This window comes from Streptomyces sp. AN091965, from assembly GCF_022698285.1.
Classification (GTDB): Bacteria; Actinomycetota; Actinomycetes; order Streptomycetales; family Streptomycetaceae; genus Streptomyces.
The window spans coordinates 4,067,552-4,091,122 of sequence record NZ_JALDMY010000001.1; the positions used below are offsets into that span (position 1 = coordinate 4,067,552).

19 protein-coding genes and 1 tRNA gene are annotated in these 23,571 nt (G+C 73.7%); 6 read left to right on the top strand and 14 right to left on the bottom strand.

The window, feature by feature from the left end:
• Nucleotides 1-67 precede the first annotated feature (67 nt).
• Nucleotides 68-1,231 carry a serine hydrolase domain-containing protein gene (locus MQV74_RS17060; RefSeq protein ID WP_242718599.1) on the bottom strand — a complete coding sequence of 388 codons (1,164 nt, stop codon included), beginning with the start codon at nucleotides 1,229-1,231 and terminating at the stop codon, nucleotides 68-70.
• 233 nt (nucleotides 1,232-1,464) lie between these two features.
• Here MQV74_RS17060 and MQV74_RS17065 point away from each other — a divergent pair.
• Nucleotides 1,465-1,539, top strand: a tRNA-Cys gene (locus MQV74_RS17065).
• A gap of 18 nt (nucleotides 1,540-1,557) precedes the next feature.
• Here the strand turns inward: MQV74_RS17065 and MQV74_RS17070 are convergent.
• Nucleotides 1,558-2,535 (bottom strand): L,D-transpeptidase, encoded by a 978-nt coding sequence (locus MQV74_RS17070; protein WP_242718601.1) that lies wholly within the window; start codon nucleotides 2,533-2,535, stop codon nucleotides 1,558-1,560.
• Nucleotides 2,536-2,641: 106 nt separating this feature from the next.
• Between MQV74_RS17070 and MQV74_RS17075 the strand changes: the two genes are divergently transcribed.
• Together MQV74_RS17075 and MQV74_RS41180 are read left to right on the top strand one after the other, a co-directional pair.
• Nucleotides 2,642-3,211 (top strand): SigE family RNA polymerase sigma factor, encoded by a 570-nt coding sequence (locus MQV74_RS17075; RefSeq protein WP_242718603.1) that lies wholly within the window; start codon nucleotides 2,642-2,644, stop codon nucleotides 3,209-3,211.
• The gene (locus MQV74_RS41180; RefSeq protein WP_242718605.1) at nucleotides 3,201-3,869 is read left to right on the top strand and encodes a L,D-transpeptidase; all 669 of its coding nucleotides are present in this window, start codon (nucleotides 3,201-3,203) and stop codon (nucleotides 3,867-3,869) included. Before MQV74_RS17075 ends, MQV74_RS41180 begins: the two co-directional genes overlap by 11 nt.
• Nucleotides 3,870-3,987: 118 nt before the next feature.
• Here the strand turns inward: MQV74_RS41180 and MQV74_RS17085 are convergent, their stop codons facing one another.
• Nucleotides 3,988-4,677: a nitroreductase gene (locus MQV74_RS17085; RefSeq protein ID WP_242718607.1), complete on the bottom strand. Its 690-nt coding sequence runs from the start codon at nucleotides 4,675-4,677 to the stop codon at nucleotides 3,988-3,990.
• A 106-nt stretch (nucleotides 4,678-4,783) separates the two neighbouring features.
• Between MQV74_RS17085 and MQV74_RS17090 the strand changes: the two genes are divergently transcribed.
• Nucleotides 4,784-5,455, top strand: coding sequence for a TetR/AcrR family transcriptional regulator (locus MQV74_RS17090; protein WP_242718609.1), 672 nt, complete (start codon nucleotides 4,784-4,786; stop codon nucleotides 5,453-5,455).
• A gap of 266 nt (nucleotides 5,456-5,721) precedes the next feature.
• Here the strand turns inward: MQV74_RS17090 and MQV74_RS17095 are convergent, their stop codons facing one another.
• The 7 genes from MQV74_RS17095 to MQV74_RS17125 all read right to left on the bottom strand — a co-directional run bounded on the left by MQV74_RS17095 (nucleotide 5,722) and on the right by MQV74_RS17125 (nucleotide 15,289).
• Nucleotides 5,722-6,219, bottom strand: coding sequence for an AAA family ATPase (locus MQV74_RS17095; RefSeq protein WP_242728777.1), 498 nt, complete (start codon nucleotides 6,217-6,219; stop codon nucleotides 5,722-5,724).
• 153 nt (nucleotides 6,220-6,372) lie between these two features.
• Nucleotides 6,373-8,667, bottom strand: coding sequence for a xanthine dehydrogenase family protein molybdopterin-binding subunit (locus MQV74_RS17100; RefSeq protein WP_374120784.1), 2,295 nt, complete (start codon nucleotides 8,665-8,667; stop codon nucleotides 6,373-6,375).
• 5 nt (nucleotides 8,668-8,672) lie between these two features.
• Complete coding sequence (locus MQV74_RS17105) at nucleotides 8,673-10,736, bottom strand: 2Fe-2S iron-sulfur cluster-binding protein (protein ID WP_242718613.1); 2,064 nt, start codon at nucleotides 10,734-10,736, stop codon at nucleotides 8,673-8,675.
• Entirely contained in the window at nucleotides 10,733-11,635 is a 903-nt protein-coding gene (locus MQV74_RS17110) for an FAD binding domain-containing protein (protein WP_138959988.1), read from the bottom strand. Before MQV74_RS17110 ends, MQV74_RS17105 begins: the two co-directional genes overlap by 4 nt.
• A gap of 297 nt (nucleotides 11,636-11,932) precedes the next feature.
• Complete coding sequence (locus MQV74_RS17115; protein WP_242718615.1) at nucleotides 11,933-13,570, bottom strand: beta-N-acetylhexosaminidase; 1,638 nt, start codon at nucleotides 13,568-13,570, stop codon at nucleotides 11,933-11,935.
• Between the two features lie 236 nt (nucleotides 13,571-13,806).
• A complete protein-coding gene (locus MQV74_RS17120) occupies nucleotides 13,807-14,106 on the bottom strand; it encodes a DUF3039 domain-containing protein (RefSeq protein ID WP_037825937.1) in 300 nt (99 codons plus the stop codon).
• Complete coding sequence (locus tag MQV74_RS17125; RefSeq protein ID WP_242718617.1) at nucleotides 14,093-15,289, bottom strand: MFS transporter; 1,197 nt, start codon at nucleotides 15,287-15,289, stop codon at nucleotides 14,093-14,095. The genes MQV74_RS17120 and MQV74_RS17125 overlap by 14 nt, the downstream gene beginning before the upstream one ends.
• A gap of 104 nt (nucleotides 15,290-15,393) precedes the next feature.
• Here MQV74_RS17125 and MQV74_RS17130 point away from each other — a divergent pair, with 104 nt between their 5' ends.
• The gene (locus MQV74_RS17130) at nucleotides 15,394-16,251 is read left to right on the top strand and encodes a LysR family transcriptional regulator (RefSeq protein ID WP_242718619.1); all 858 of its coding nucleotides are present in this window, start codon (nucleotides 15,394-15,396) and stop codon (nucleotides 16,249-16,251) included.
• A gap of 7 nt (nucleotides 16,252-16,258) precedes the next feature.
• Here the strand turns inward: MQV74_RS17130 and MQV74_RS17135 are convergent, their stop codons facing one another.
• The gene (locus MQV74_RS17135) at nucleotides 16,259-16,867 is read right to left on the bottom strand and encodes a YqgE/AlgH family protein (protein ID WP_242718621.1); all 609 of its coding nucleotides are present in this window, start codon (nucleotides 16,865-16,867) and stop codon (nucleotides 16,259-16,261) included.
• 243 nt (nucleotides 16,868-17,110) lie between these two features.
• Here MQV74_RS17135 and murA point away from each other — a divergent pair, with 243 nt between their 5' ends.
• Nucleotides 17,111-18,460 (top strand): UDP-N-acetylglucosamine 1-carboxyvinyltransferase, encoded by a 1,350-nt coding sequence (gene murA, locus MQV74_RS17140; protein WP_138959993.1) that lies wholly within the window; start codon nucleotides 17,111-17,113, stop codon nucleotides 18,458-18,460.
• A gap of 153 nt (nucleotides 18,461-18,613) precedes the next feature.
• Here the strand turns inward: murA and MQV74_RS17145 are convergent, their stop codons facing one another.
• The 3 genes from MQV74_RS17145 to MQV74_RS17155 form a co-directional block, all read right to left on the bottom strand.
• Complete coding sequence (locus MQV74_RS17145; RefSeq protein WP_016645140.1) at nucleotides 18,614-18,895, bottom strand: HU family DNA-binding protein; 282 nt, start codon at nucleotides 18,893-18,895, stop codon at nucleotides 18,614-18,616.
• A 401-nt stretch (nucleotides 18,896-19,296) separates the two neighbouring features.
• Nucleotides 19,297-20,718, bottom strand: a complete 1,422-nt coding sequence (locus MQV74_RS17150) for an NAD-dependent malic enzyme (RefSeq protein ID WP_242718623.1) — start codon at nucleotides 20,716-20,718, stop codon at nucleotides 19,297-19,299.
• A gap of 335 nt (nucleotides 20,719-21,053) precedes the next feature.
• Complete coding sequence (locus tag MQV74_RS17155; RefSeq protein ID WP_242718625.1) at nucleotides 21,054-23,564, bottom strand: HelD family protein; 2,511 nt, start codon at nucleotides 23,562-23,564, stop codon at nucleotides 21,054-21,056.
• Nucleotides 23,565-23,571: the final 7 nt, after the last annotated feature.

Consider the following 23,571-nt stretch of genomic DNA (forward strand, 5'->3'; position numbering starts at 1 on the left):
CGGGTCCCCGGGCCCCGGCAGCGGGCAGCACGCCCCTGCCGGGGCCCGTCGTCTCCCCACCGTCCACTCACGCGCCGTCGAGCGGAAGGGCCGCGACGACCCGCTCGGCCATTTCCTCCTTCGCCGCTCTCGATGTCGGGTGGTATGCCAGGACGAAGCGCGTCCGCTGGTCCCTGGTGGTGAACACCCGTGTGCGGTAGCCGTAGGTCTCGCCGGTCTTGCCCCAGAGCGTCACGCCGCCGCCCAGGGGGATCCGCTGCAATCCCGTGCTGTACCGCGCCGGGGTGCCGTCCAGCATGCGCACCGAGTCGGGTGGCAGGACGAAGAGCTGGTCCATCGCGGCGCGTGACAGCAACTCGCCGTTGAACAAGGCGCATTGGAATCGTTTCAGGTCGTCCAGCGTCGACACCAGCTCGCCCTCGCCCCACATGCTCGACGGGTCGCACGCCGTGGTGTCACGCGTCGAGCCGTCGCTCATCCTCAGATAGCCGTGGACGTGCGGGCCGCGGAGGCGGGGGTCGGTGCCGGGGAACCAGGTGCGCCGCAGGCCCAGTGGGCGCAGGACGCGGGCCGCTATCGCCTCGCCGTACTCCTGGCCGGTCAGTTCCTGTATGAGCAGGGAGAGCATCACGTAGTTGATGCCTCGGTACTCCTGGGCCGTGCCCGGGGGGAACTTCGGGCCTTCGTGCGCCACCGACGCGACGATCTCCTCGGGGGTCCAGCGGTCGAAGCGGTGGCGCAGTACGGCCTCCGGGGTGCTGAGGTCCGGCAGGCCACGGTGGTCCGGGAGCCCACTGGTGTGATCCAGGAGCTGCCGGACCGTGATGCGGGCGGAGGTGGGCGGCAGCCACCCGGGCACGTGCCGCCCGATCGGGTCGTCGAGGCGCAGACGGCCCTCCGACCACAGCTGGAACACCACCACCGCCACGAAGAGCTTGGTGACGCTGCCCGCCCGGAACGCGTCGCCGGGGCGCGGGGCCCGGCCGCCCTTCAGCTCGGTCACGCCCGTGCTGCCGTACCACCGGTCCCTTCCGTGCTCCGCCCATAACTGTGCGGCGGTCGACGGCGGGTGGGTGAGGTCGGAGATCGCGGCGCGCAGCGCGGCCGGGTCCCAGCCGCCACGCCCCCGCCTCTGCCCTGCGAACGCGGGCGCGCCGCCCGCCGCCGCGAGGAGCGCGCCCGCCGCCGCGCCCCGCACCACTGCCCGCCGTGAGATCCACTGAGATGTCATGCGTTCATGGTCGCCGCGCCGCCGCGCCGCCCACATCCGGGAAGTCACCCACCCCGCCCCGGAGTTCACCCCTAGACACGAATGCCCCTCCCTACCCCGTTTCCCTCGTTCATGAACACCGTTCGTGAAACGCCGTTCGTGAACGCCGCATGGCAGTCCCATTGCGTCCGGCGCCGCGGCCTTGAAGGAGGTCGCGGCCACCGCCTACGGTCGAGGACAAGAGAGCACAGCTTGGCCGTGTGCCCGAGTGGTTTAGGGATTCGCCTGCAAAGCGAAGCACACCGGTTCGATTCCGGTCACGGCCTCCAGGAGGGAGCGGGCGGCGCCTACAGGGCGCTGCCCGCCTTCCATTGGTCCCACGGCACGTTCCAGTCGCCGTACCCGTTCCCCGCGGCCACCGTCTCCGTGGAGCCGGTGACGCGGATGACGTCCCCGGGGATCACCTCTTCGTAGAAGCGCTGTGCGGTGCCGTCCGTGGCGAGGCCTATGCAGCCGTGCGTCACGTTGCTGTTCCCCGCGAACGTGTTGGCCTTCGGGTTCTGGTGCAGATACGTGCCCGACGTCGTCAGGTGCACCGCGTAGTCGTAGTAGCCCTTGTACGCGTCTCCGTAGCCGACGGTCCGGGAGTCCATGAGGACGCGGCGCTGCTTGTCGGAGACGACCATCGTGCCGTTCCAGGTGTCCATGCCCGGGGCGCCCGCCGTGATCGGCACGCGGCGCGTCGCCCCGGCCTTCACTACGGTCATGGTGTGGCTGCGCACGTCGACCGTGGCCACCAGGGAGCGGCCCACGGTGACGGTCGTGTCGATGGACCTGCCCGCCCGGACGGTGATCTTCGTGCCGGGCTTCCAGTAGGTCTCGGGGCGGTAGTCGATCCGCTGGCCCTCGTGCAGGTTGCGGTCCTTGACCCAGCTCCAGGAGCCGGTGGTGCCGTTGTCCGTGGTGACCTTCAGGCGCTTCTCGACCGCCGCGCGCTCCGCCGCGGGGACGGGCCGTGCGAACGTCACCGACACCGGCATGCCGACGCCGACCGTCTGGCCGTCGAAGAGGTTGACCTTGGCGCCCTCGCGCAGCGCCTCCGGCAGCGGCTTCGCGCGCGGGGACGGCTTGGCGGCCGGGGCCGCCGCGGCGGGCTTGCCGCCCTTGCCGTCGCTCGTGCCGCCCGCTTCGCCCTCGCCGCCGCCGACCCCGCAGCCCGCGAGCAGCAGCGCGCCGAGCGCGGCCGCGGCTCCCCTGCTGCCCCAGATCCGGGCGTTGCCCCTGGCCCCGCGCTGTCCCCTGGTTCCCGTGCTCGCCCCGCTCAACAGAGCCCCCCTGTGTGGTGTGCTTCGATGTACGCGACCTGTACGCACGCCAGGGGCCACCGGGTTGCATGCCGTGCGAGAAACTTTTCGGGACTTCGGGGGCGGCATGACGGAGGACGAGTTCGACGCGTTCTACGCGTCGGCGTTCCCGCGCGTCGTCGGCCAGGTGTACGCGTTCACCGGGGACCACGGGCAGGCCCAGGACGTCGTCCAGGAGGCCTTCGTGCGCGCCTGGGACCGGCGGCGCGACTTCCTCGCCACCGAGGCCCCGGAGGCGTGGATCCGTACGGTCGCCATGCGCCTCGCCGTCAGCCACTGGCGGCGGGCCCGGCGCTGGCTCGACCTCGTACGCCGCACCCCGCCGCCCGAGCACGCCCCGGGCCCGGGCCCCGAGCACCTCGCCCTCGTGGAGGCCCTGCGCCGACTGCCCGACGCCCAGCGCCTCGCGATCGTGCTGCACCACCTGTGCGACCTCAGCGTGGACCAGGTGGCCGCGGAGACCGGCGCCCCTACGGGGACGGTCAAGGCCCGCCTCGCGCGCGGGCGTGCGGCGCTCGCGAAGCTCCTCACCGCGAGCGAGGCCGACGCCGCCGACGGGCCCGGCGCCGTGCTCGGCGGCCCCCGCGGCGCCCTCGGCGGGCCGCCCAGCGAGAAGGAGACCGGCCGTGTCCGATGACCTGTCCCGCGAGCCGTACCCCGCCGACGCCACGACCCCGGGCCCGTCCGCTCCGGAGCTGTCCGCCGCGCTGCGCGCCCTCGCCGGGAGCGGTACGGCGCCCGCGCCCGTGGCCGGTGCCCAGGTCCGCCGCCGTGCCGCGGCCCGGCGGCGGCGTCGCCGCACCGCCCTCGCGGGGGGCGCCGCCGTCGCCGTGGCCGCCCTCGCGTTCGGCCTCACCAGCGCCCTGCGCGACGGCTCCGACGCCCGGCCCGCGCCCCCCGCCGCACCCGCCACGCGCTCCGCCGCCGCGCCCGCCGCGACCGTCGACCTGGGCTCACGCACGCTGGCCCTGGGCGGGCGGAGCGTGCCCGTCTCCTCCGGCAAGGAGTCCCACCCGACGCGCACGGGCCGGATGACGGTCGTCGCCAAGTACCGCGAGAAGCGGCTCACCAGCGAGTCGGTCGGTCTCGGGCAGGAGTACGACGTGACCTTGCCGTGGGTGGTGGAGCTGCGCGGGCCGGACGGCCGGAGCAACTTCATCCTCGCGATGACGTACGCGGAGGACGCACCCGGCGAGCGGGACGCCACCCGGGGCTCCATCGGGCTCCGGTCGGCCGACGCGCGGTGGGTGTACGAGCGCCTTGAGCCGGGCGCGGTCGTGACGGTGCGGCACTAAGCGGTCTTGTGCAGCGCCCCGAAGGGGCGCGGGGAACTGCGCGACCGGCCACGACGCACCCGCAGGCGATCGCCCCGCCCCGCGTACCGCCCGGCCGCGCCGACCCATCGGACAGGCCCTAGTGGTGGAAGGCCGTGGTCGACTCGACCGGAGCACGGCCGGTCCGCACCCGGTTCACCGGCGCGGCCTCGTCGGCATGGCCGAAGGAGACGCCGACGAGCAGCTTCCCTGCGGTGACGCCGAGTTCGGCGCGGACGGTGTCGGCGTAGAAGCTCAACAGCCCCTGCGGGCAGCTGTCCACGCCGTACGCGGCCATCGCCAGGAGCAGCGTCTGAAGGTAGGCGCCGACGTCCGCGGCGAGGCGCGCCTCGCCGTCGCCGTGGACGAAGAGGAACGCCACGTGGGGCGCGCCGTAGAAGGCCAGGCTCTCCGCGTCGTAGGCCGCGCGGGCCGCGTGGTCGTCGGGGCCGATGCCCAGGGCTCCGTACAGCTCGGCGCCGAACGCCGACCGGCGCGCCCGGTGCACCGGCGCGTACATCTCCTCGGTGTACGGGAAGTCCGCCGAGGTGCGCCCCTCGGCGTGGGCCGCCCGCAAGGCGGCGGCCAGGCGCCGCCGTGCCGCGCCGCTCACCACCTCCACCTGCCACGGCTGCGCGTTGGAGTTGGACGGCGCGGCGGCGGCCAGCGAGAAGATCCTGCGCAGCGTGTCCTCGGGCACGGGGTCGGGACGGAACGCGCGGGTCGCGCGACGGCCGCGTATCAGCTTCTCCGCACAGCCGCTCAGCTCGGTGGCGACGAACCTGCTCATGGGACTCCTTGGTGACGGAGGACATGTGTAAACGGATCCGTTTACATGCGGGCGCCACCCTAACGCGGCCCTCCGGCCGAAGTAAACGCGTGCGTATACTTCCCGCATGGGTCCGACCGGGAGCACGACAGGCGACACGACCGCCGACACGATCGCCACGCCACCCCCGCGGCGCGGACGCGGCGGGCGCGAGCGCGTCCTGGCCGCCGCCGCCCGGCTGTTCGCGGCGCAGGGCATCAACGCGACCGGCATGGAACAGATCGCGGAGGAGGCGCCGGTGTCCAAGCGGACGCTCTACGCGCACTTCCGCACCAAGAACGATCTGGTCATCGCCCACTTGCAGGGCCTCGTCCAGTCGGGCGCCACCCTGGAAGGCGTGCTGACCCGCGAGGACATCTCTCCGCGCGACCGGATCCGCAAGCTGTTCGACTCGCCGGTGACGGACGCGAACCCACCGACGACGGGCGCGGACCCGTCCGCGGCGGGCGCGGCCCTCGTGCGCGGGTGCCCGTTCATCGACGCCGCCGCGGAGTTCCCCGACCCGGCGAGCGCGGTGCACTCCTACGCCCGGGAGCAGAAGCTGCGCATGGTGCGACTGATCGCCGCCCTGGTGACGGAGCTGGGCTGCCGCGACCCCCTCGCGCTCGCCGAACAGCTGGCCACCCTCGCGGACGGCGCGGCCAGCCGCGCCATGGTCCTCGACGACGCGGACTACGGCCGGCACGCGCGGGCGGCGGCGGACGTCCTCCTCGACCACGCACGGGCGGAAGCGGGCTGACCGCGGGCCCGAGCACGAGTGAGGGCGGCTCCAACCGGAGCCGCCCCTTGCGCGTCTTCAGAGTGCGGGGCCGTCAGCCCCAGCCCGTGTCGTTGTCATCCCCCATGACGTGTCTCCCCCGTAGCGAGTCGGATCGTGCGGTGAGTGGTTCGGGACTCTTCCGATGGTGCCCTGCAACTCGCCCGAATTAAAAGGGATTTATGCGGTCATGGAGAGCCTGGAACGTGCTCGCTACCGTACGGGCGCCGGTACGAGACATTCCGCGCTCAGGCCACCGCGGCCTCGCCCAGGCGCGCGAGGAGCTCCGTCACCGTCTGATCCGCCGTCAACTCCGAGCTGTCCAGCCACAGTCCGATGCGCGGGGTCTCGGCGCGCAGACCGGCGTCGAGGGCCTCGACGGTCCACTCGCCGTAGCCGGTCTTGCCGCGGGCGGCCTCGCGGGCGGCGACCGCGTCGGGGCGCGGGGCGAGGACGACGACGTACAGGGGGCGGGTCCGCACCAGGTCGACGTAGCGCTTCAGCTCCGCGCCGAGGACGACGTCCTGGACGACCGCGGTGAAGCCCGCGGCGGCGTACGCGTCGGCCGTGGCCGCCGACAGGCCGTAGCGCAGCCGGAGTTGGGCCTCGGCCTCGCCGCCCGCGCCGGGCTCGTACTCCTCGCGGCCGGAGACGATCATGCGGCGGAACACGTCACCCCGTACGTGCGCCGCGCGCGGCAGGCGCTCCGCGAGGGCCTGCGCGACCGTGGACTTGCCCGCGGCCATGATGCCGGTGATGAGGATGACGCCGTCCGTACCCGTGTGTGCGTTCACGCGCGCGAACGTATCGCAGGGCGGGCCGGAGCTCCTCTTCTTTTCCGGTGGGCGGAACGCAATCCCTTCCCGGACCGCGTCCCCTTCCGGTGGGCGGAACGCGGCTCAGGCCAGCTCCGCCCCCACCGCGGCCTGCGGCCGGATCGGCAGCCGGTTCACGGGGCGGCCCGTCGCCGCCCGCACCGCCGAGGCGATCGCGGCCGGGGAGGTGACCACCGGCACCGCGCTGGCCGCCTTCGCGCCGAAGGGGGCGACGACGTCGCGCTCCTCGACGAGCTTGACGATGCGGATGTCCGGCGCGTCCAGGGCGGTCGGCAGGGCGTAGCCCGTCAGGTCGGGGTGGCGGACGATGCCGCGCGGGGTGCGGAGGTTCTCCGTGAGCGCCGCGCCCAGGCCCTGGGTGACGCCCGCCTCGATGCGGACCCGCAGCTGCGCGGGGTTGAGGACCCGGCCGACGTCCTGGGCGACCGCCAGCTCCACGACCCGTACCGAGCCGATCTCGATGTCCACGTCCACGACCGCGCGGATCGCGCAGAAGGCCATCCCCACGAAGGCGTCGCCCTGCCCGTCGGCGTCGAGCGGCTCGGTGGGGTGCGGACGGCACTGGGCCGTGGCCCACAGCTCCTTGCCCTCCATCGCCTCCTCCACGGTCGTGGAGAGGACGCCGTCGTACGAGGTGATCTTGCCGTCGGCGATCTGGAGCAGCTCGGTGGACATGCCGAACTTGTGCGCCAGGGGCTGCAGGAGCTGGGTGCGGACCATCTTCGCGGCCCGTTCCACCGCACCGCCCGACACCCAGGTGTGGCGGCCGTGGCAGCTCGGGCCCGAGGGAGGCTGGTCGGTGTCCACGGGGGCCACGCGCACGTCGTCGACGCCCAGGGTCTCCTGGACGATCTGACGGGCGAGCGTCGCGAAGCCCTGGCCGGTCTCGACGGCCGCGCAGATGACCGTGGCCACACCGTCGTGGACCTTCACCGTGGCCGTGGAGACCTCGTCGGCGCCCTCCGCGCCGAGGAGCTGGACCATGCCGAGGCCGTAGCCGACGCCGCGCCGCACGGCGGCCGGTTCGCCCGCGCCCTCGGGGCCGCCGGGCAGCAGCCACTCCTCCTGCGGGGTGTCCTTCGGCAGCTCCGGCAGCGGGAAGTCCCGTACGGCGGTGAGCAGTTCGGCCGTGGGGGCCGGGCACGTCACGGTCTGTCCCGTGGGCAGGACGTCGCCGGTCGCCATCGCGTTGCGCAGCCGCACCTCGGCCGGGTCGACGCCCAGCTTCTTGGCGAGCTTGTCCATCTGCGCCTCGTACGCCGCGCAGACCTGGAAGGCGCCCTCGCCGCGCACGTGGCCGGAGGGCGGGTTGTTCGTGCGCACCACCCAGCCCTCGATGAAGGCGTTCGGGACGACGTACGGGCCGCAGGCGAAGGAGACGGCGGCGGCGAGCACCTGCGCCGAGGTGTCCGCGTACGCGCCCCCGTCGAGCAGGATCTGCGCCTCCACCTTCACCAACTTGCCGTCCGCGTCCGCGTGGTGGCGGTAGCGCAGGAGCGTGGGGTGGCGGTGGGCGTGGCCGAGGAAGGACTCCTCGCGCGTCGCGGTGAGCTTGACCGGGCAGCCCGTCTTCAGGGCGAGCAGGCCGAGCGGCAGCTGGAAGCCCGGGTCCTCGCGGTCGGCGGTGGCGCCGGGCACGCCCGTGACGACGACCTTCACCAGGTCCGGCGCGAGGCCGTAGACGGCGGCCGCCCGGTCGCGGTCGCCGTGCGGGTCGGTCGAGGCGACGTACAGCTCGACGCCGCCGTCCGGGCGCGGCACCGCGAGCCCCGCCTCCGCGCCGATCGGCGCCGGGTCCTGGCGGCCGATGCGGTACAGGCCCTCGACGACGACCTCGCCGGTCGCCTCCGGGTCGCCGTGGCGCAGCGGGATGTGCCTGATCAGATTGCCGTCCGGGTGCAGCGGCGGCGCCTCGAAGGCCTGCTCGGGGTCGGTGACCGGGTCGAGGGCCTCGTACTCGACGATGATCGCGGCGGCGGCCATACGGGCGGTGTCCGGGTGGTCGGCGGCGACGGCGGCGATGGGCTCGCCGTGGTGGCGCACGACGTCGGCGGCGAAGACGGGGCGGTCGGCGCTCCACCGGCCGTGCAGGGCCGCTCCCGGCACGTCCTCGTGCGTGACGACCGCGCGGACGCCCGGCAGCTCGCGCGCGTGGGTGGTGTCGATGGACACCACGCGCGCGTGCGCGTGCGGGGAGCGCAGGACGGCCGCCCACAGCAGGCCCTCGGCCCACAGGTCGGAGGCGTAGGGGAAGGTGCCCTCCGTCTTGGCCCTGATGTCCGCCGACGGCAGCGAGGAGCCGATGCCGCGCGGCAGCTGCTCGGCCCCTCCGGGGGTGGTGACGGCTTCGTTGGTCACGCCGGTCACGCCTGCTCTCCGTCCTGCCCGTACGGGCCCGCCTGGTGCGGGATGCGCGTGTGCCCGGCGGTCTGCCCGTCCTGCTCCTGCTCGGCGGCGCCCTTGGCCGCGCGCTCGGCGACGACGTCGCGCACCGCGTCGAGCACGCCCCGGTAGCCCGAGCAGCGGCACAGGTTGCCGCACAGGGCGCGACGGGTCTCCAGGTCGCTGGGCGCGGGATTGCCCTCAAGGAGGTCGTGCAGCGTCATGGCCATGCCCGGGACGCAGAAGCCGCACTGCACGGCGCCGCAGTTGGCCAGCGCCCGCTGGACGTCGGAGGGCTGCCCGTCGGCGGCGAGGCCCTCGACGGTGCGCACCTCGCTGCTCGCCGTGGTGGCGGCGGGCACCAGGCAGGAGGCCACGAGCCGGCCGTCCACCTGGACGTTGCAGGCCCCGCACTCGCCCTGCGAGCAGCCGTCCTTGGCGCCCGCGAGGCCGAGCCGCTCGCGCAGCACGTACAGGAGCGACTCGCCGATCCAGGCATCGGTGACGGGCCGGTCGGCGCCGTTGACGCGCAGGACATAGGAGACGAGGGGGTGTTCGTCGTGGTGGGGCTGCGGCTCGGCCGGGGCCTTCGGCTCCTGCTCGGGCTCCGCCTCGGCCGCCGCCTCCTGGACGTCGGCCACCGCGTCGGGCCCGGCCTCGACCGCAGGGGCAGCTTCCGTTTCGGTCGCGGGGGCGGGTTCTGGTGCGGCCTCCGGGGCGGCCTCCGGGGCGGGTCCGCCCGCGAGCTCGGCTTCGGGCGCTGGCTCCGGCGCGGGCTCGGGCGCGGGCTCCTCCAGCTCGGGCTCCGCCTCGGGCTCCAGCTCCAGCTCCGGCGCGGCTTCCGGCGCGGGGGCCGGGGCCTCGGGCTCCGCCTCGGGCTCCTCGGAGGCGGCCACCAGCTCCTCCGGAGCGGCGGGCTCCACCAGCGCCGGGGCTTCCGGGAGTTCGACCGGGACCGGCACCTCGGCCGCCACGGGGGCGGGCTCGGGGGCGACCGACGGCTCAGGGGCGGGGGCGACCGGCGGCTCAGGCTCGGCGGCCACGGGCTCCGGCGCGGTCACGAGCTGCGGCTCCGGCGCCACGAACGGCTCCGGCTCCGGCGCGACCAGCGGCTGCGGCTCCGCCGCCTCCTCCGAGACGCCGCCCCGGGGGCCGAGCGACCCGTCCGGGCGCCGCTCGACGACGAACAGCTTGGCGGTCCGCTCGAAGGGGGTCTCCGCGACGGCGGGCGGCTCCACGGGGGGCTGCTCGGCCTGGGGCCGCTCGACCTGGGGCGGCCCCAGCGGGGACTGCTCCACCAGGGACGGCTCCACCGGCGGCCGCTCCAGCGGCGACTGTTCGGCGAAGGGCTGTCCGGCGAAGGCCTCCGGCGCTTGCGGAGCCATCGGCTCCGGCATGGCCGCGAGCGCCGACGCCCAGGGCGCGGGCGCCCCCCCGGGCAGCGTCGCGGGCGGCGTACCACCCCACTGCTGCGCGAGGGAGGACGTGGTGAACTCGCCCGATTCGTCCGGAAGATCACCATCCGCGACAGGGATGGACCACTGCCCGGTCACGTCGTGCGCGGCGGGCGCGGGCGCGTGCGGATGCCCCGGAGCGGGCTGCTCCGGCGGCACCGCGTCCGGGAAGGTCCACTGGCCGGTGGCGCGCGGGTCGTAGGCGTCCTGGACGTGCTGCTCGTACGGACCGTGCGGCTGGTGCGGCTCGTGGCCCGGCCCGTCGTACGCCTCGTGGACCGGGAGTCCGGGTTGCGCGGCGGGGTCCGGCCAGCTCGCGACCGGGGCGTCGCCGGTGGCGGGCGCGACCCCGGTGATCTCCGGGGGCAGCACCCACACGCCCGTGGCGGCGGGGTCGGTGGCGTCCGCGGCGGTCGGCGCGACCGTTATCTGCGGCGGCACATAGCCGTGTCCGGGGGCGGCGAGCGGCGTGCTCACCGCGTCGACAGCGCCCTCCGGGAGCTGGACGAACGCCGTGGCGTCGGCGTCGTACTCGCCCTGCGGGTGCGGCTGCCAGCCGCCGCCCGCCCCGTTCCTCTGAGCGTCGGTCACGACAGCGCCCTCCCCAGTGCTCGTCGGGCCAGCGCGGCGACGGTGCGCCGCAGATGCAGTACGGCGGGCGGGTGCGGCCGCTCGCTGCCGTCCTCGGCGGGCGGCTGGTCCGGGATGCACGCCGCGGCCACGTAGTCACCGAAGGCCGCGAGGGCCTCCGGCACGAGCCCGCGCTCGCCGTCCCAGTCGATGAGCCCGGCCACCCACTGCTCCGCCTCCAGGGGGCGCAGGGGCATGGGCGCGATCGCCCCCACCGCGCATCGCACGCCCCGGCGCGCGGGGTCGAGGACCAGCGCGACGGACGCGATGGCGCGGCCGGGTCCGGTGCGCCCCGTGGCCTTCAGGAAGACCTGGGGGGCGTGCAGGAGCGGTACGCGGACAAATCCGATGAGTTCGCCGGGCTGGAGCATCTCCATGCCCGCGAGCAGGTGCGAGACCGGGACCTCGCGGCGGGAGCCGCCGGGGCCCACGATGATCAACACGGCTTCGAGCGCGGCGAGTACGGGCAGCGAGTCGCCGGTCGGCGCGGCGGACGCGATGTTGCCGCCGAGGGTGCCCGCGTTGCGGATCGGCGGGGGGCCCGCGGCGCGCGCGGCCGCGGCGAGCGCTGGGATGAGCGCCGCGAAGTCCGGGCGCCCCATGCGCGCGTGCGTGAGCCCGGCACCGAGCAGGGCGTGCCCGTCCTGGTACTGCCAGCCGCGGATCTCGCTGATGCGGCCGAGGCCGACGAGCGCGGCGGGGCGCAGCAGGCCGGCGTTGACCGACGACATCAGGTCCGTGCCGCCCGCGACGGGCACGGCTGCGGGCACGGCGGCGAGCGCCGCGACGGCCTCGTCGAGCGTGGCGGGCAGCGACACAGACTGCGCCCCCTGCGCCGCCCGCGGTGCGTGCGTGGTCAAAACCGGCTGCCCCTTCCCGATGGCCCGGCCACTTGCGTGCCGCGCTCACCGTTACGCCTGTTCCGCCGTACGGTACGTGCTCACAACCCGGACGTGGCAACTCTGGCACATCTTCACCGGGCCCCGGCGCGGGGGTCCGCTAGGAGACGTTCGTCCGCAGACCTGGGGGATATGCCGTTTTCGCACTCCCTCGCCGGTCGGCGGGAATTGCCACTCTTCGGTGAGCCTTGTACGGCTTTCTCCTGGCGGCCCACAGTCGCAGGGCGGGCCGCCAGGAGCACGTGCGCGGGGCGGACCTCACACGATTGGGGGCGCCCCCTCGATCGGGCGTCCGAACACGCCGGGACGCTGCTGCCAGGGCAGCGGGCCGCCCGGCGGGCGGTAGGACACACCAAGGGCGTCAAGTCGCGCGTAGTGGGCCGTCATTCGCTCCTCGAAGCCCGCGAAGTCGCGGTCGGCGGACGCGGGGAGCTCGCTCCAGGCGACCTCGGCGAGCGCCGCGAGCCTGGGGAAGACCTGGTAGTCCACGCGGTCTTCGTTCTCCATCACCTCGGTCCACACGTTGGCCTGGGTGCCGAGCACGTGCCGGGCCTCCTCGGCGGTGAGCTTGTCCGGCACCGGCTCGAAGCGGTACACGTCCTCCAGGGTGCGCACCCAGCCGATGGGCACCGGCTCGTCCGCGCCGCCGTGCTGACGGTGGTCCAGATACACGTGCTGCTCGGGGCACATGACGACGTCGTGGCCCGCCTTGGCCGCCGCGATGCCACCGCTGTAGCCGCGCCAGGAGGACACGGCCGCGCCCTCCGCGAGCCCGCCCTCCAGGATCTCGTCCCAGCCGATGAGCCGACGCCCGCGCGCGGCCAGCCACTTGTCGAAGTGCCGGATGAACCAGCTCTGCAGCTCGTCCTCGTTGCTGACCCCGAGCTGCTCGATGCGCTCCTGGGCGACCTGGGAGTCCTTCCACTGCTCCTTGGGGCACTCGTCGCCGCCGACGTGGATGAACGTCGACGGGAACAGCTCCAGGACCTCCTCGAAGACCCCTTCGTAGAAGCGGAGGGTGCCGTCGGTGGGCGCGAGCACGTTCGGCGTGACGCCCCAGTTGTCCCAGACGGACAGCGCGTTCGTGTCGATGACGTCGGCGTTGCCGAGTTCCGGATAGGCGGCGATGGCGGCCTGCGAGTGCCCCGGAACCTCGATCTCCGGTACGACCGTGATGTGCCGGGCCGTGGCGTAGGCGACGATCTCGCGGATGTCCTCCTGGGTGTAGAAGCCGCCGTGCGGGGTCTCGTTCCACAAGTCCGACTGGCGGTGGCCCCACTTGGTGCGCGAGCGCCACGCGCCCACCTCGGTGAGCCGGGGGTAGCGCTTGATCTCCAGGCGCCAGCCCTGGTCGTCGGTGAGGTGGAAGTGGAAGACGTTCAGCTTGTGCGCGGCGAGCAGGTCCAGATAGCGCAGGACCCCTTCCTTGGACATGAAGTGCCGCGACACGTCGAGCATCATGCCGCGCCAGCCGAACCGGGGAGCGTCCTCGACGACGCCCTCGGGGACGGTGAGCGTGCCCTGCGTGGCGATCGGGGCCCGGCGGAACGCCTCCGGGCCGAGCAGTTGGCGCAGCGTCTGGGCGCCCCAGAAGACGCCGGCCGAGCCGCCGCCGACGATTTCCACGCGGTCGGAGGTGGCGGTGAGGCGGTACGCCTCGGGCGCCAGCGCCCCGCCCTCGTCGTCGACGCGCAGCACGATGGTGCCGGGCGCCGTCTCCGCGCCCGGCGCGAGCGGGAGGTGGAACGTGCCGCCCAGCGTCGCGCGCAGCCAGCGTTCGGTGGTCTCGGTGCCCGGGCCCGCCCAGAGCGCGGTCGACCCGTCGACGGTGAAGCCGGTGCCGCCCGGTGCGCCCTCGGCGCGTGCGGGCGCGGGGATCAGTTGCTCGAAGGTCATGGGGAGGAGGCTGCCACGGCATTGCGCGGGGCAAAAGAGCCTTTGCGGCATATGCAACGGGGCCCGGCCCCCGGGCCTCGAACGGCCGTCGGCGCCGCGCTCTTGGGCCTCGGAAGCCGGACGGGCCCGGGTGCCTCAGCGGGCGTGCCGCCGCGCCGGTCCCGGACATGCGCGGGCCCCCGGCACGCCCTCAGGCGCGGCGGGGGCCCACGGTGGTCGGCCGGGTCGGCGGGTGGCTACTTCTTGCCGCCGTCCTTGCCGCCCTTGTCCTTGTCGCCGCCGGCGCCCATGGACTCGTAGATCTCCTTGCACATGGGACAGACGGGGTACTTCTTCGGGTCGCGGCCGGGGACCCACACCTTGCCGCAGAGCGCCACGACGGGGGTCCCGTCGAGCGCGCTCGCCATGATCTTGTCCTTCTGGACGTAGTGCGCATAGCGCTCGTGGTCGCCGTCACCGTGCGACACCTGGGGCGTCGGCTCTACGAGGGTCCCCGTACCTGCCCCGCGCTCGGGCTCGGGCTCAAGAGTGCTCATAGGTGCCAAGGGTACTCACGCCCGGCGCGTCCTGGCAGCGGCTGTCGGCTCCGCGGGCGCGACGCCCCGTCACCAGGTGCAGGGCGAGGCCCAGGGCCGCGACCCCGGCCGCGGCCCACGGCAGCGCGCCCGCGTCCAGGCCCGCCGACAGGGCGAGTCCCGCGACGCCGGAGCCCACCGCGCTGCCCAGGTAGAGGGCGGAGTTGTTGAGGGCGAGGGCCACCGTGCCGCGCTCGGCGCTCAGCGCCAACAGGCGGTGCTGCTGCGGCACCTGGAAGGCCCAGCCCGCACCGCCCCAGACCACGAGCGCGGGGAAGGCCGCCGCCCCAAGGAGCGGAAGCGAGGCTTCCGAGACGACCAGGAGCGCCGTCACGCCCGTCACGAGGGCGAGCACCCGGCCCGTGCGGTCCACGAGCGGCCCCGCGAGCACGCTGCCGAGCACGCCGCCGATCCCCCACGCCCACAGGTACGGCGCCACCTCGCCCTCGCCGACGCCGCCCACCGCGTCCAGGACCGGGGCGAGGTACGTGTACAGGCCGAGGCTCGACACGGCCCCCAGGAAGGACACGCTCACGACGGGCAGCACGGCCCGGTCGGTGAGCGCCCCGAGCCGCGCCCGCACCGGCACGGCGGGCGGCGCGGGGATCTCGGGCAGGCCCACCGCGAGGCCCGCGAGGGCGGCCGCGCCGAGCCCCGTCACCAGCCACATGGTCGAGCGCCACGAGGTGTGGTCGGCGAGCAGCACTCCCAGCGGCACGCCGAGCACCGTGCCCGAGCTCATCCCGCCCATCACCAGGGCGAGCGCCCGGCCGCGCTTCTCCGGCCCGGCGAGCGCGGCGGCGGCCGCCGTGGACAGCGCCGAGTACACCCCGGCGCCCACGCCCGCCACGGCGCGGGCGACGAGCAGCACCGCGAGGCCGGGCGCGAGCGCGGTCAGGGCGTTGCCCACCGTGAACACGGCGAGCGCCGCGATGATCAGCACGCGCGGCCGGGCGCCCGCGAACAGGCCCGCGACGAGCGGCGCGCTCACCGCGTACGCCAGTGTGAAGACGGTGACCATCTGCCCGGCGAGGGACACGGTGGTGTCCAGGTCGTCCGCGACCACGGGCAGGAGGCCCGCCATCACATACGCGTCGAGCCCCAAGGTGAAGGCCCCCAGCATCAACAGCCAGATCTTCCGCACGGGCGATCAGCTCCCTTCAGGTAGCGGGTAGTCCGGTGCGGAAACGTAGGCAGTCTCCGGATCGGCAGGGAAATGCCCGTGGAGTGCGCTTATGCTCGGCAGGCATGAATCCTTCGAGCACCGTCGACGCCGTGGAACTACGGCATCTGCGCGGCTTCCTCGCCGTCGCCGACGAGCTGAGCTTCACGCACGCGGCGGCCGCGCTCGGCATCGGGCAGCCCGCGCTCACGCGGACCGTGCGGGCCCTTGAGGAGGCCGTCGGCACCCGCCTCGTCGACCGCACCACGCGCCACGTGGACCTCACCGACGCCGGGCGCCGCCTGCGCGACGACCTCGCGCCGCTGCTCACGCGCCTCGACGCCGCGCTGCGCGCACCGGGCGCCGGGCGGCCGGAGCTGCGGCTCGGCTTCACCTCCATGCTCCCGGAGGTCTGCGGGCCGCTCACCACCGCGTTCAAGCAGGCGACCGGGGCGCTCGTGCGCCTGGTGCGCCGCGACGAGCCGCTGGCGGGGCTCACGTCGGGCGCCTGCGACGTGGCGGTCGTACGCGGTGAACTGCCGGAAGGGGTACGGGGCCGGAAGCTGCTCGACGAGCCGCGCGTCGCCGTGCTCGCCCGCGGTTCCGGGGCACTCGCGGGGCGCCGCGTCGTCGACTGGACGGAGCTGGCCGCGTACCCGCTGGTGGTGAACACCGTCACCGGCACGACCCGCCCCGAGCTGTGGCCCGCGGGCCGCCGTCCCGACCTCGCCTGCACCGCCGACAACGTCGACGAGTGGCTGGAGGCCGTCGCCGCGGACCACGGCGTCGGCGTCGCGCCGGAGCCGGTCGCCCGCCGGTACGCCCACTCCGGACTGCGCTACGTACGCCTGAAGAACGCGCCCCCGGTCACCGTCCACCTGGCCGTCCCGACGCAGGATCCGCACCCGCTGGCGGACCGGTATCTGCGGACGGCGACCGGCTGACCGGACGTCAGTTCAGCGACGGGTCGTCCGGATACGTCGCCACCATCGCGAGCTCGCTGCGCTGGCGCCGCAGCACGGAGCGCCACAGCCGCTCCGGGTCGGGCGAGGAGACGTCGCCCGGCTCGGACTCGACCACGTACCACGCGCCCTCGACCAGTTCGTCCTCCAGCTGGCCCGGACCCCAGCCCGCGTACCCCGCGAAGATCCGCAGGGAGCCGAGCGCGGCGGCAAGCAGCTCCGGCGGGGCCTCCAGGTCGACCAGGCCGATCGCGCCGTGCACCCGCCGGAAGCCGACGGGGTCGTCGCGGCCCGGGCGGCGCCGGGAGCGCGCGGGGGCCCCCTCGTCACCGGGGATCACCGCGACGCCGAGCGCCGAGTCCAGGGAGACCGGGCCGCCCTGGAAGACGACGCCGGGCGCGCCCGCGAGCTCGCCCCAGCCCTCCAGGATGTCGCCGACGCCCACCGGGGTCGGGCGGTTGAGGACCACGCCCAGCGAGCCCTCCTCGTCGTGGTCGAGGAGCAGCACCACCGCACGGTCGAAATTGGGGTCCGACAGGGCCGGCGTGGCCACGAGCAGCCGCCCTGTGAGCGAGGACACCTCGGTCATGCCAGACATGATCCCGCATCTTGGGCTCGTCCGGGGAGGCAATGGCCTCACGGAAGTGCGCCCAGTTCAGGGCGTACGCGGGCGGTTCGGGCGGCGCGCGGGAAAGGTGACCCTGAGCGTCCGGTTCCGTACGGTTCGTGTTGTAGCCGACTCATGACGTGCTTGGGCCCCCTCGGGCCTACGGACAGGGGGTGGGCGGCCATTACGCTTTCCCTTTGATCCCCCCGTCCACCTCTTCGGAACGCGAGATTCATGACCGTCACCGGCACCCAAGACGTACTGCTTGTCCACGGCGGAACCCCGCTGGAGGGCGAGATCCGTGTCCGCGGCGCGAAGAACCTCGTGCCCAAGGCCATGGTCGCCGCGCTGCTCGGCAGCGCTCCGAGCCGTCTGCGCAACGTTCCCGACATCCGCGACGTCCGTGTCGTACGCGGCCTGCTGCAGCTGCACGGCGTGACGGTCCGCCCCGGCGAGGAGCCGGGCGAGCTGGTGCTCGACCCCTCGCATGTGGAAAGTGCGAACGTCGCCGACATCGACGCGCACGCGGGTTCCTCGCGGATTCCGATCCTGTTCTGCGGCCCGCTCCTGCACCGCCTCGGCCACGCGTTCATCCCGGGCCTCGGCGGCTGTGACATCGGCGGCCGTCCCATCGACTTCCACTTCGAGGTGCTCCGCCAGTTCGGCGCGACCATCGAGAAGCGCGAGGGCGGCCAGTACCTGGAGGCGCCGCAGCGCCTGCGCGGCACCAAGATCCGCCTGCCGTACCCCTCCGTGGGCGCCACCGAGCAGGTGCTGCTCACCGCCGTGCTCGCCGAGGGTGTGACGGAGCTCTCCAACGCCGCGGTCGAGCCGGAGATCGAGGACCTGATCTGCGTCCTGCAGAAAATGGGCGCGATCATCGCCATGGACACGGACCGGACCATACGGATCACCGGTGTGGACAGCCTCGGCGGCTACAACCACCACGCCCTCTCGGACCGCCTGGAGGCCGCCTCCTGGGCTTCCGCGGCCCTGGCGACCGAAGGCAACATCTACGTCCGCGGCGCCCAGCAGCGCTCGATGATGACCTTCCTGAACACGTACCGGAAGGTCGGCGGCGCCTTCGAGATCGACGACGAGGGCATCCGCTTCTGGCACCCCGGCGGCCAGCTGAAGTCCATCGCCCTGGAGACGGACGTCCACCCCGGCTTCCAGACCGACTGGCAGCAGCCGCTCGTCGTCGCCCTGACGCAGGCGACGGGCCTGTCCATCGTCCACGAGACGGTGTACGAGTCCCGCCTCGGCTTCACCTCGGCGCTGAACCAGATGGGCGCCCACATCCAGCTCTACCGCGAGTGCCTCGGCGGCTCCGACTGCCGCTTCGGCCAGCGCAACTTCCTGCACTCCGCGGTCGTCAGCGGCCCCACGAAGCTGCAGGGCGCCGACCTGGTCATCCCCGACCTGCGCGGCGGCTTCTCGTATCTGATCGCGGCCCTTGCCGCCCAGGGCACGTCCCGGGTGCACGGCATCGACCTGATCAACCGCGGCTACGAGAACTTCATGGACAAGCTCGTGTCGCTCGGCGCGAAGGTCGAGCTGCCCGGCGAGCCCGCGCTGGGCTAGCCAGGCACCCCGAAGGGGCGCGGGGAACCGCGCGCCCGGCCCGCGACGGCGCCGCGGACGAGAACACCACCGCACAACGCCGAAGGGGCGGCCACCTGAACCAGGTGGCCGCCCCTTCTGCGTACCGAATGAGCCTCAGGGCTGCAGACGGACTTACTTGCCCTTGGCGGCTTCCTTGAGCTTGCTGCCCGCGGAGACCTTGACGCTGTAACCGGCCGGGATGTTGATCGGCTCGCCGGTCTGCGGGTTGCGGGCGGTGCGAGCGGCACGGTGGGTGCGCTCGAAGGTCAGGAAGCCGGGGATGGTGACCTTCTCGTCGCCCTTGGCAACGATCTCGCCGACGGTCTCGGCGAACGCGGCCAGCACGGCGTCGGCGTCCTTGCGGGTCACCTCGGCGCGGTCGGCCAGCGCGGCCACCAGCTCACTGCGGTTCATGTTTGTACTCCCGTGTTCTTCTTGCCGTTGAGGCGTGCCACGCGGCGGAGCCGCATGTGAGGCAACAGCGAAGCCGATGCTGCCAGGGTCTCGGTCAGTCCCAGGACCCGGGTCCGTGGTCAGACCCTCGCGCCCAGAGACGCATCCTGCCCCCACCTGCGGCGGGAAAGCCAATCCGGCACCCCTGGGAGTCACACGAAAAGCGCCCATTTCGTCTAGGTGCCTCGAAATGGTGACGCTCCGTCCGGTCCCGGTGCCGTGCCGCAGGCCGTGCGGGCCTGGTCAGGGCGGCACGGACCCGCAGGTCCGCGCCCAGCCACCCTAGAGGCCCGCTGAGGGCGGTGTTCCACGACGCGCCGTGCCGACGCGCCGTGGCACCTGTCACAGGCCGCGGGAGGGGCTCAGCCCGCCGCGCTCGCGCCCGCGGCCTTGGCGGCGGTGCGCACCGCCCCGGCGACGGCTCCGGCGACCTTGTCGTTGAAGACGCTCGGGATGATGTAGTTCGGGTTGAGCTCGTCCTCGGTCACCACGTCCGCGAGGGCGGTGGCCGCGGCCAGCATCATCTCGGTGTTGACCGTGCGCGACTGGGCGTCGAGCAGGCCGCGGAAGACTCCGGGGAAGACCAGGACGTTGTTGATCTGGTTCGGGAAGTCCGAGCGGCCCGTGGCCACGACCGCCGCCGTCTGGCGGGCGATGGCCGGGTCGACCTCCGGGTCCGGGTTCGCGAGCGCGAACACGATGGCGCCGTCGGCCATGGCCGCGACGTCCTCGCCGCCGAGCACGTTCGGCGCCGAGACGCCGATGAACACGTCGGCGCCGCGCACGGCCTCCTTGAGGCTGCCGGTGACGCCCTCGGGGTTGGTGTTGTCGGCGATCCAGCGCAGCGGCGAATCGGCCGCGGCGTCCACCAGGTCCGCGCGGTCGGCGTGCACGACGCCGTGGATGTCGGCGACGACGGCGTGCTTGACGCCCGCGGCGAGCAGCAGCTTCAGGATGGCCGTACCGGCCGCGCCGGCGCCGGACATGACGACGCGTACGTCACCGATGTTCTTGCCCACCACGCGCAGGGCGTTGGTCAGCGCGGCGAGCACGACGATCGCGGTGCCGTGCTGGTCGTCGTGGAAGACGGGGATGTCGAGGGCCTCGCGAAGACGGGCCTCGATCTCGAAGCAGCGGGGCGCGGAGATGTCCTCCAGGTTGATGCCCGCGAAGCCCGGGGCGATGGCCTTGACGATCTCGACGATCGCGTCGGAGTCCTGGGTGTCCAGGCAGATCGGCCAGGCGTCGATGCCCGCGAAGCGCTTGAAGAGGGCGGCCTTGCCCTCCATGACGGGCAGCGCGGCCTTGGGGCCGATGTTGCCGAGGCCGAGGACGGCCGAGCCGTCCGTGACGACCGCGACGGAGTTGCGCTTGATGGTGAGGCGGCGGGCGTCCTCGGGGTTCTCGGCGATCGCCATGCACACGCGGGCCACGCCCGGGGTGTAGACCATGGAGAGGTCGTCGCGGTTGCGGATGGGGTGCTTGGACGCCATCTCGATCTTGCCGCCGAGGTGCATCAGGAACGTACGGTCGGAGACCTTCCCGAGCGTGACGCCCTCGATGCCGCGCAGCTTCTCGACGATCTCGTCGGCGTGCGCGGTGGACGTCGCGGCGATCGTGACGTCGATGCGCAGCTTCTCGTGGCCGGACGCCGTGACGTCGAGGCCGGTGACGGAGCCGCCGGAGGACTCCACGGCCGTGGTGAGCTGGGAGACCGCGGTTCCGCTCGCGGGCACCTCCAGCCTGACCGTCATCGAGTAGGAGACGCTGGGCGCCGTTGCCATGGCGGACTTCCTCTGCTTTCACCTTGTAGCTGTTGCCGTCCGATGGTCGCACCTACCCCTGAGTACGTGGTAGCCGCCCCGGATTGAGAACGTTTTGTTCACATGTATTTCGGAAAACAGTTTCCACCATACGAGAAGTGTGGGGAAACGAAAAGAGGTCCACGTCACCGGGTGACGTGGACCTCTCCTACGCGAAGTGACACCGACCCGCCATGCTCGCCTCGCGGCAAGTGGTCGCTCGTAGCGACGAAGGTTGGGCCCGGGGGCTTGGATCGAGCCGGTGTCACATCAACGGTAACAAACGAATCCCGTAAGGCAATTCCCGTAGCAGGGGGTCATTCCCTGAGCAGGTCCGGCACGCCGTCGGCGTCCGGCTCGTCGCGCTCGCCCGACAGGACCGTGAGCTGCTGGGTGGCACGGGTCAGCGCGACGTACAGCACGCGCAGGCCCGCCGGGGACTCGTCGGCGATCTCCGCGGGCGACACGACGACCGTCGCGTCGTACTCCAGGCCCTTGGCCTCCAGGCTGCCGAGCGCCACGACGCGCTCGCCGAGCCCGGCCAGCCAGCGGGCCGCCTGGTCGCGGCGGTGCATGGCGACGACGACGCCGACGGTCCCCTCGACCTCGTCGAGCAGCCGGGCCGCCTCTTCGCGCACGGACCGGCCGAGGTCCTTGCCCCGTACGACGGCGAAGCGCGGCTCGACCCCCGTGGAGCGGACGGCGGACGGGGACTCGGAGCCGGGCATGGCCAGGGCCAGGACCTTGGCGGCGAGATCGGCGATCTCGGCGGGGTTGCGGTAGTTGACGGTCAGCGTGAAGCGGCGGCGCGGGCGGGTGCCGAGCGCCTCGTCGCGCGCCGCGGCGGCCTCGTCCGGGTCGGACCAGGAGGACTGCGCCGGGTCGCCCACCACCGTCCAGGTCGCGTGGCGCCCGCGGCGGCCCACCATGCGCCACTGCATCGGGGTGAGGTCCTGGGCCTCGTCGACGATGACGTGCGCGTACTCGGTGCGCTCGGCGGCGAGCCGCTCGGCGCGCTCGCGCTGCGACTCCTCGCGCACCGGCATCAGCTCGTCGAGCCCGGTGAGCTGGTCCAGCGGGTCGAGGTCGCGCTTCTTCTTCGGCCGCGCGGGGGTGCCGAGGACCGCCTGGAGCTCGTCGAGGAGCGCGATGTCGTGCACCGAGCAGGCCTCGCGGCGCAGGGAGCGGGCCAGCTTGCGGACCTCGCCCGGGTTGAGCACCCGGCGCGCCCAGCGGCCGAGGCGCCTCTCGTCGGCCATCGCGCTCAGCACGCCGCGCGGCGTGAGGACGGGCCACCACGCGTCCAGGAACGCGATGAAGGCGTCCTCGGTGGTGATGTCCTCGTCGAACGACGAGCGGAGTTCGGCGGCGAGTTCGGGGTCGCTGTGCCGGGTGGCCGCGCCGGACTTGTCCCAGAGGGCGTCCAGGAGGAGCTTGCGGGCCCGGGGGCGCAGCAGGTTGACGGGGGCGGTGCCGCCGAGCGCGGTGCGTCTGACGCGGGCGAGTTCCTCGGCGTCGAGCTCCAGGCGCCTGTTGAACGCCACGACGCGGAGGCGGGTGGGGGTGCCGGGCGCGGCCGGGACGGCGGTGCCGGGCGCGGCCGGGACGGCGGTGCCGGGCGCGGCCGGGACGGCGGTGCCGGGCGCGGCCGGGACGGCGGTGCCGGGCGCGGCCGGGACGGGGAACAGGGCGTCCTCGTCGGCGGCGGGGGCCTCCGGCGGGGCGGGCGGGGTCTCCAGGGCGCCCCTGGCCGCCTTGCGCAGGACCTTCAACATCCGGGACGAGCCCTTGACGCGGGCCACCGCCGGGCTGTCGTAGACAGTGGCGTCCACGCCGTCGACGAGGGAGCCGACCGCGCGGATGGCGACCTGGCCCTCCTCGCCCAGGGACGGCAGGACGCCCTCCGTATAGGCGACGAGGAGGGGCGTCGGCGAGACGATGAGGATGCCGCCCGAGTAGCGCCGGCGGTCCTGGTAGAGCAGGTAGGCGGCGCGGTGCAGCGCGACCGCCGTCTTGCCGGTGCCCGGGCCGCCCTCCACGTACGTCACGGACGCGGCGGGCGCGCGGATGACCTGGTCCTGCTCGGCCTGGATGGACGCCACGATGTCGCGCATGGTGTGGCTGCGGGCCTGCCCGAGCGCGGCCATGAGCGCGCCGTCGCCGACGACGGCCAGCGCATCGCCGTCCAGGTACGCCGTCAGCTCGGGGCGCATCAGGTCGTCCTCGACGCCGAGCACCTTGCGGCCCTTGGAGCGGATGACGCGGCGGCGCACGACCCGGCCGGGGTCCACCGGGGTGGAGCGGTAGAAGGGCGCGGCGGCGGGCGCGCGCCAGTCGATGACCAGCGGCGAGTAGTCCGCGTCGAGGACGCCGATGCGGCCGATGTGCAGGGTCTCGGCGATGTCCGCGCACGGCCCCGACGCGTCCTGGCGGACCACGCCCTCGGCGGGTTCGACCGCCGTGTAGGCGCCGTCCGGGCCCTTCTTGCCGTCCTTGCCGAGGAGCAGGTCGATGCGGCCGAAGAGGAAGTCCTCGAACTCGTTGTTGAGACGGTTGAGGTGGATGCCCGCGCGGAAGACCTGCGCGTCGCGCTCGGCGAGCGCGCCCGGCGTACCGACCTGAGAACGCTGGGCGGCGTCGTTCATCAGAAACTCGGCCTCGTGGATCTTCTCCTCCAGGCGGCGGTAGACCTGGTCGAGGTGTTCCTGTTCGACGCTGATCTCGCGGTCGCGTACGTCGGCCACCGGGGCCCCTTTCCTGACGTGCTGCTGCTCGTACTGAGCAGCCGTCCACCGTACGCGAAAGGGGCCCCGCTTGTGCAGTCTCATGCGCCGT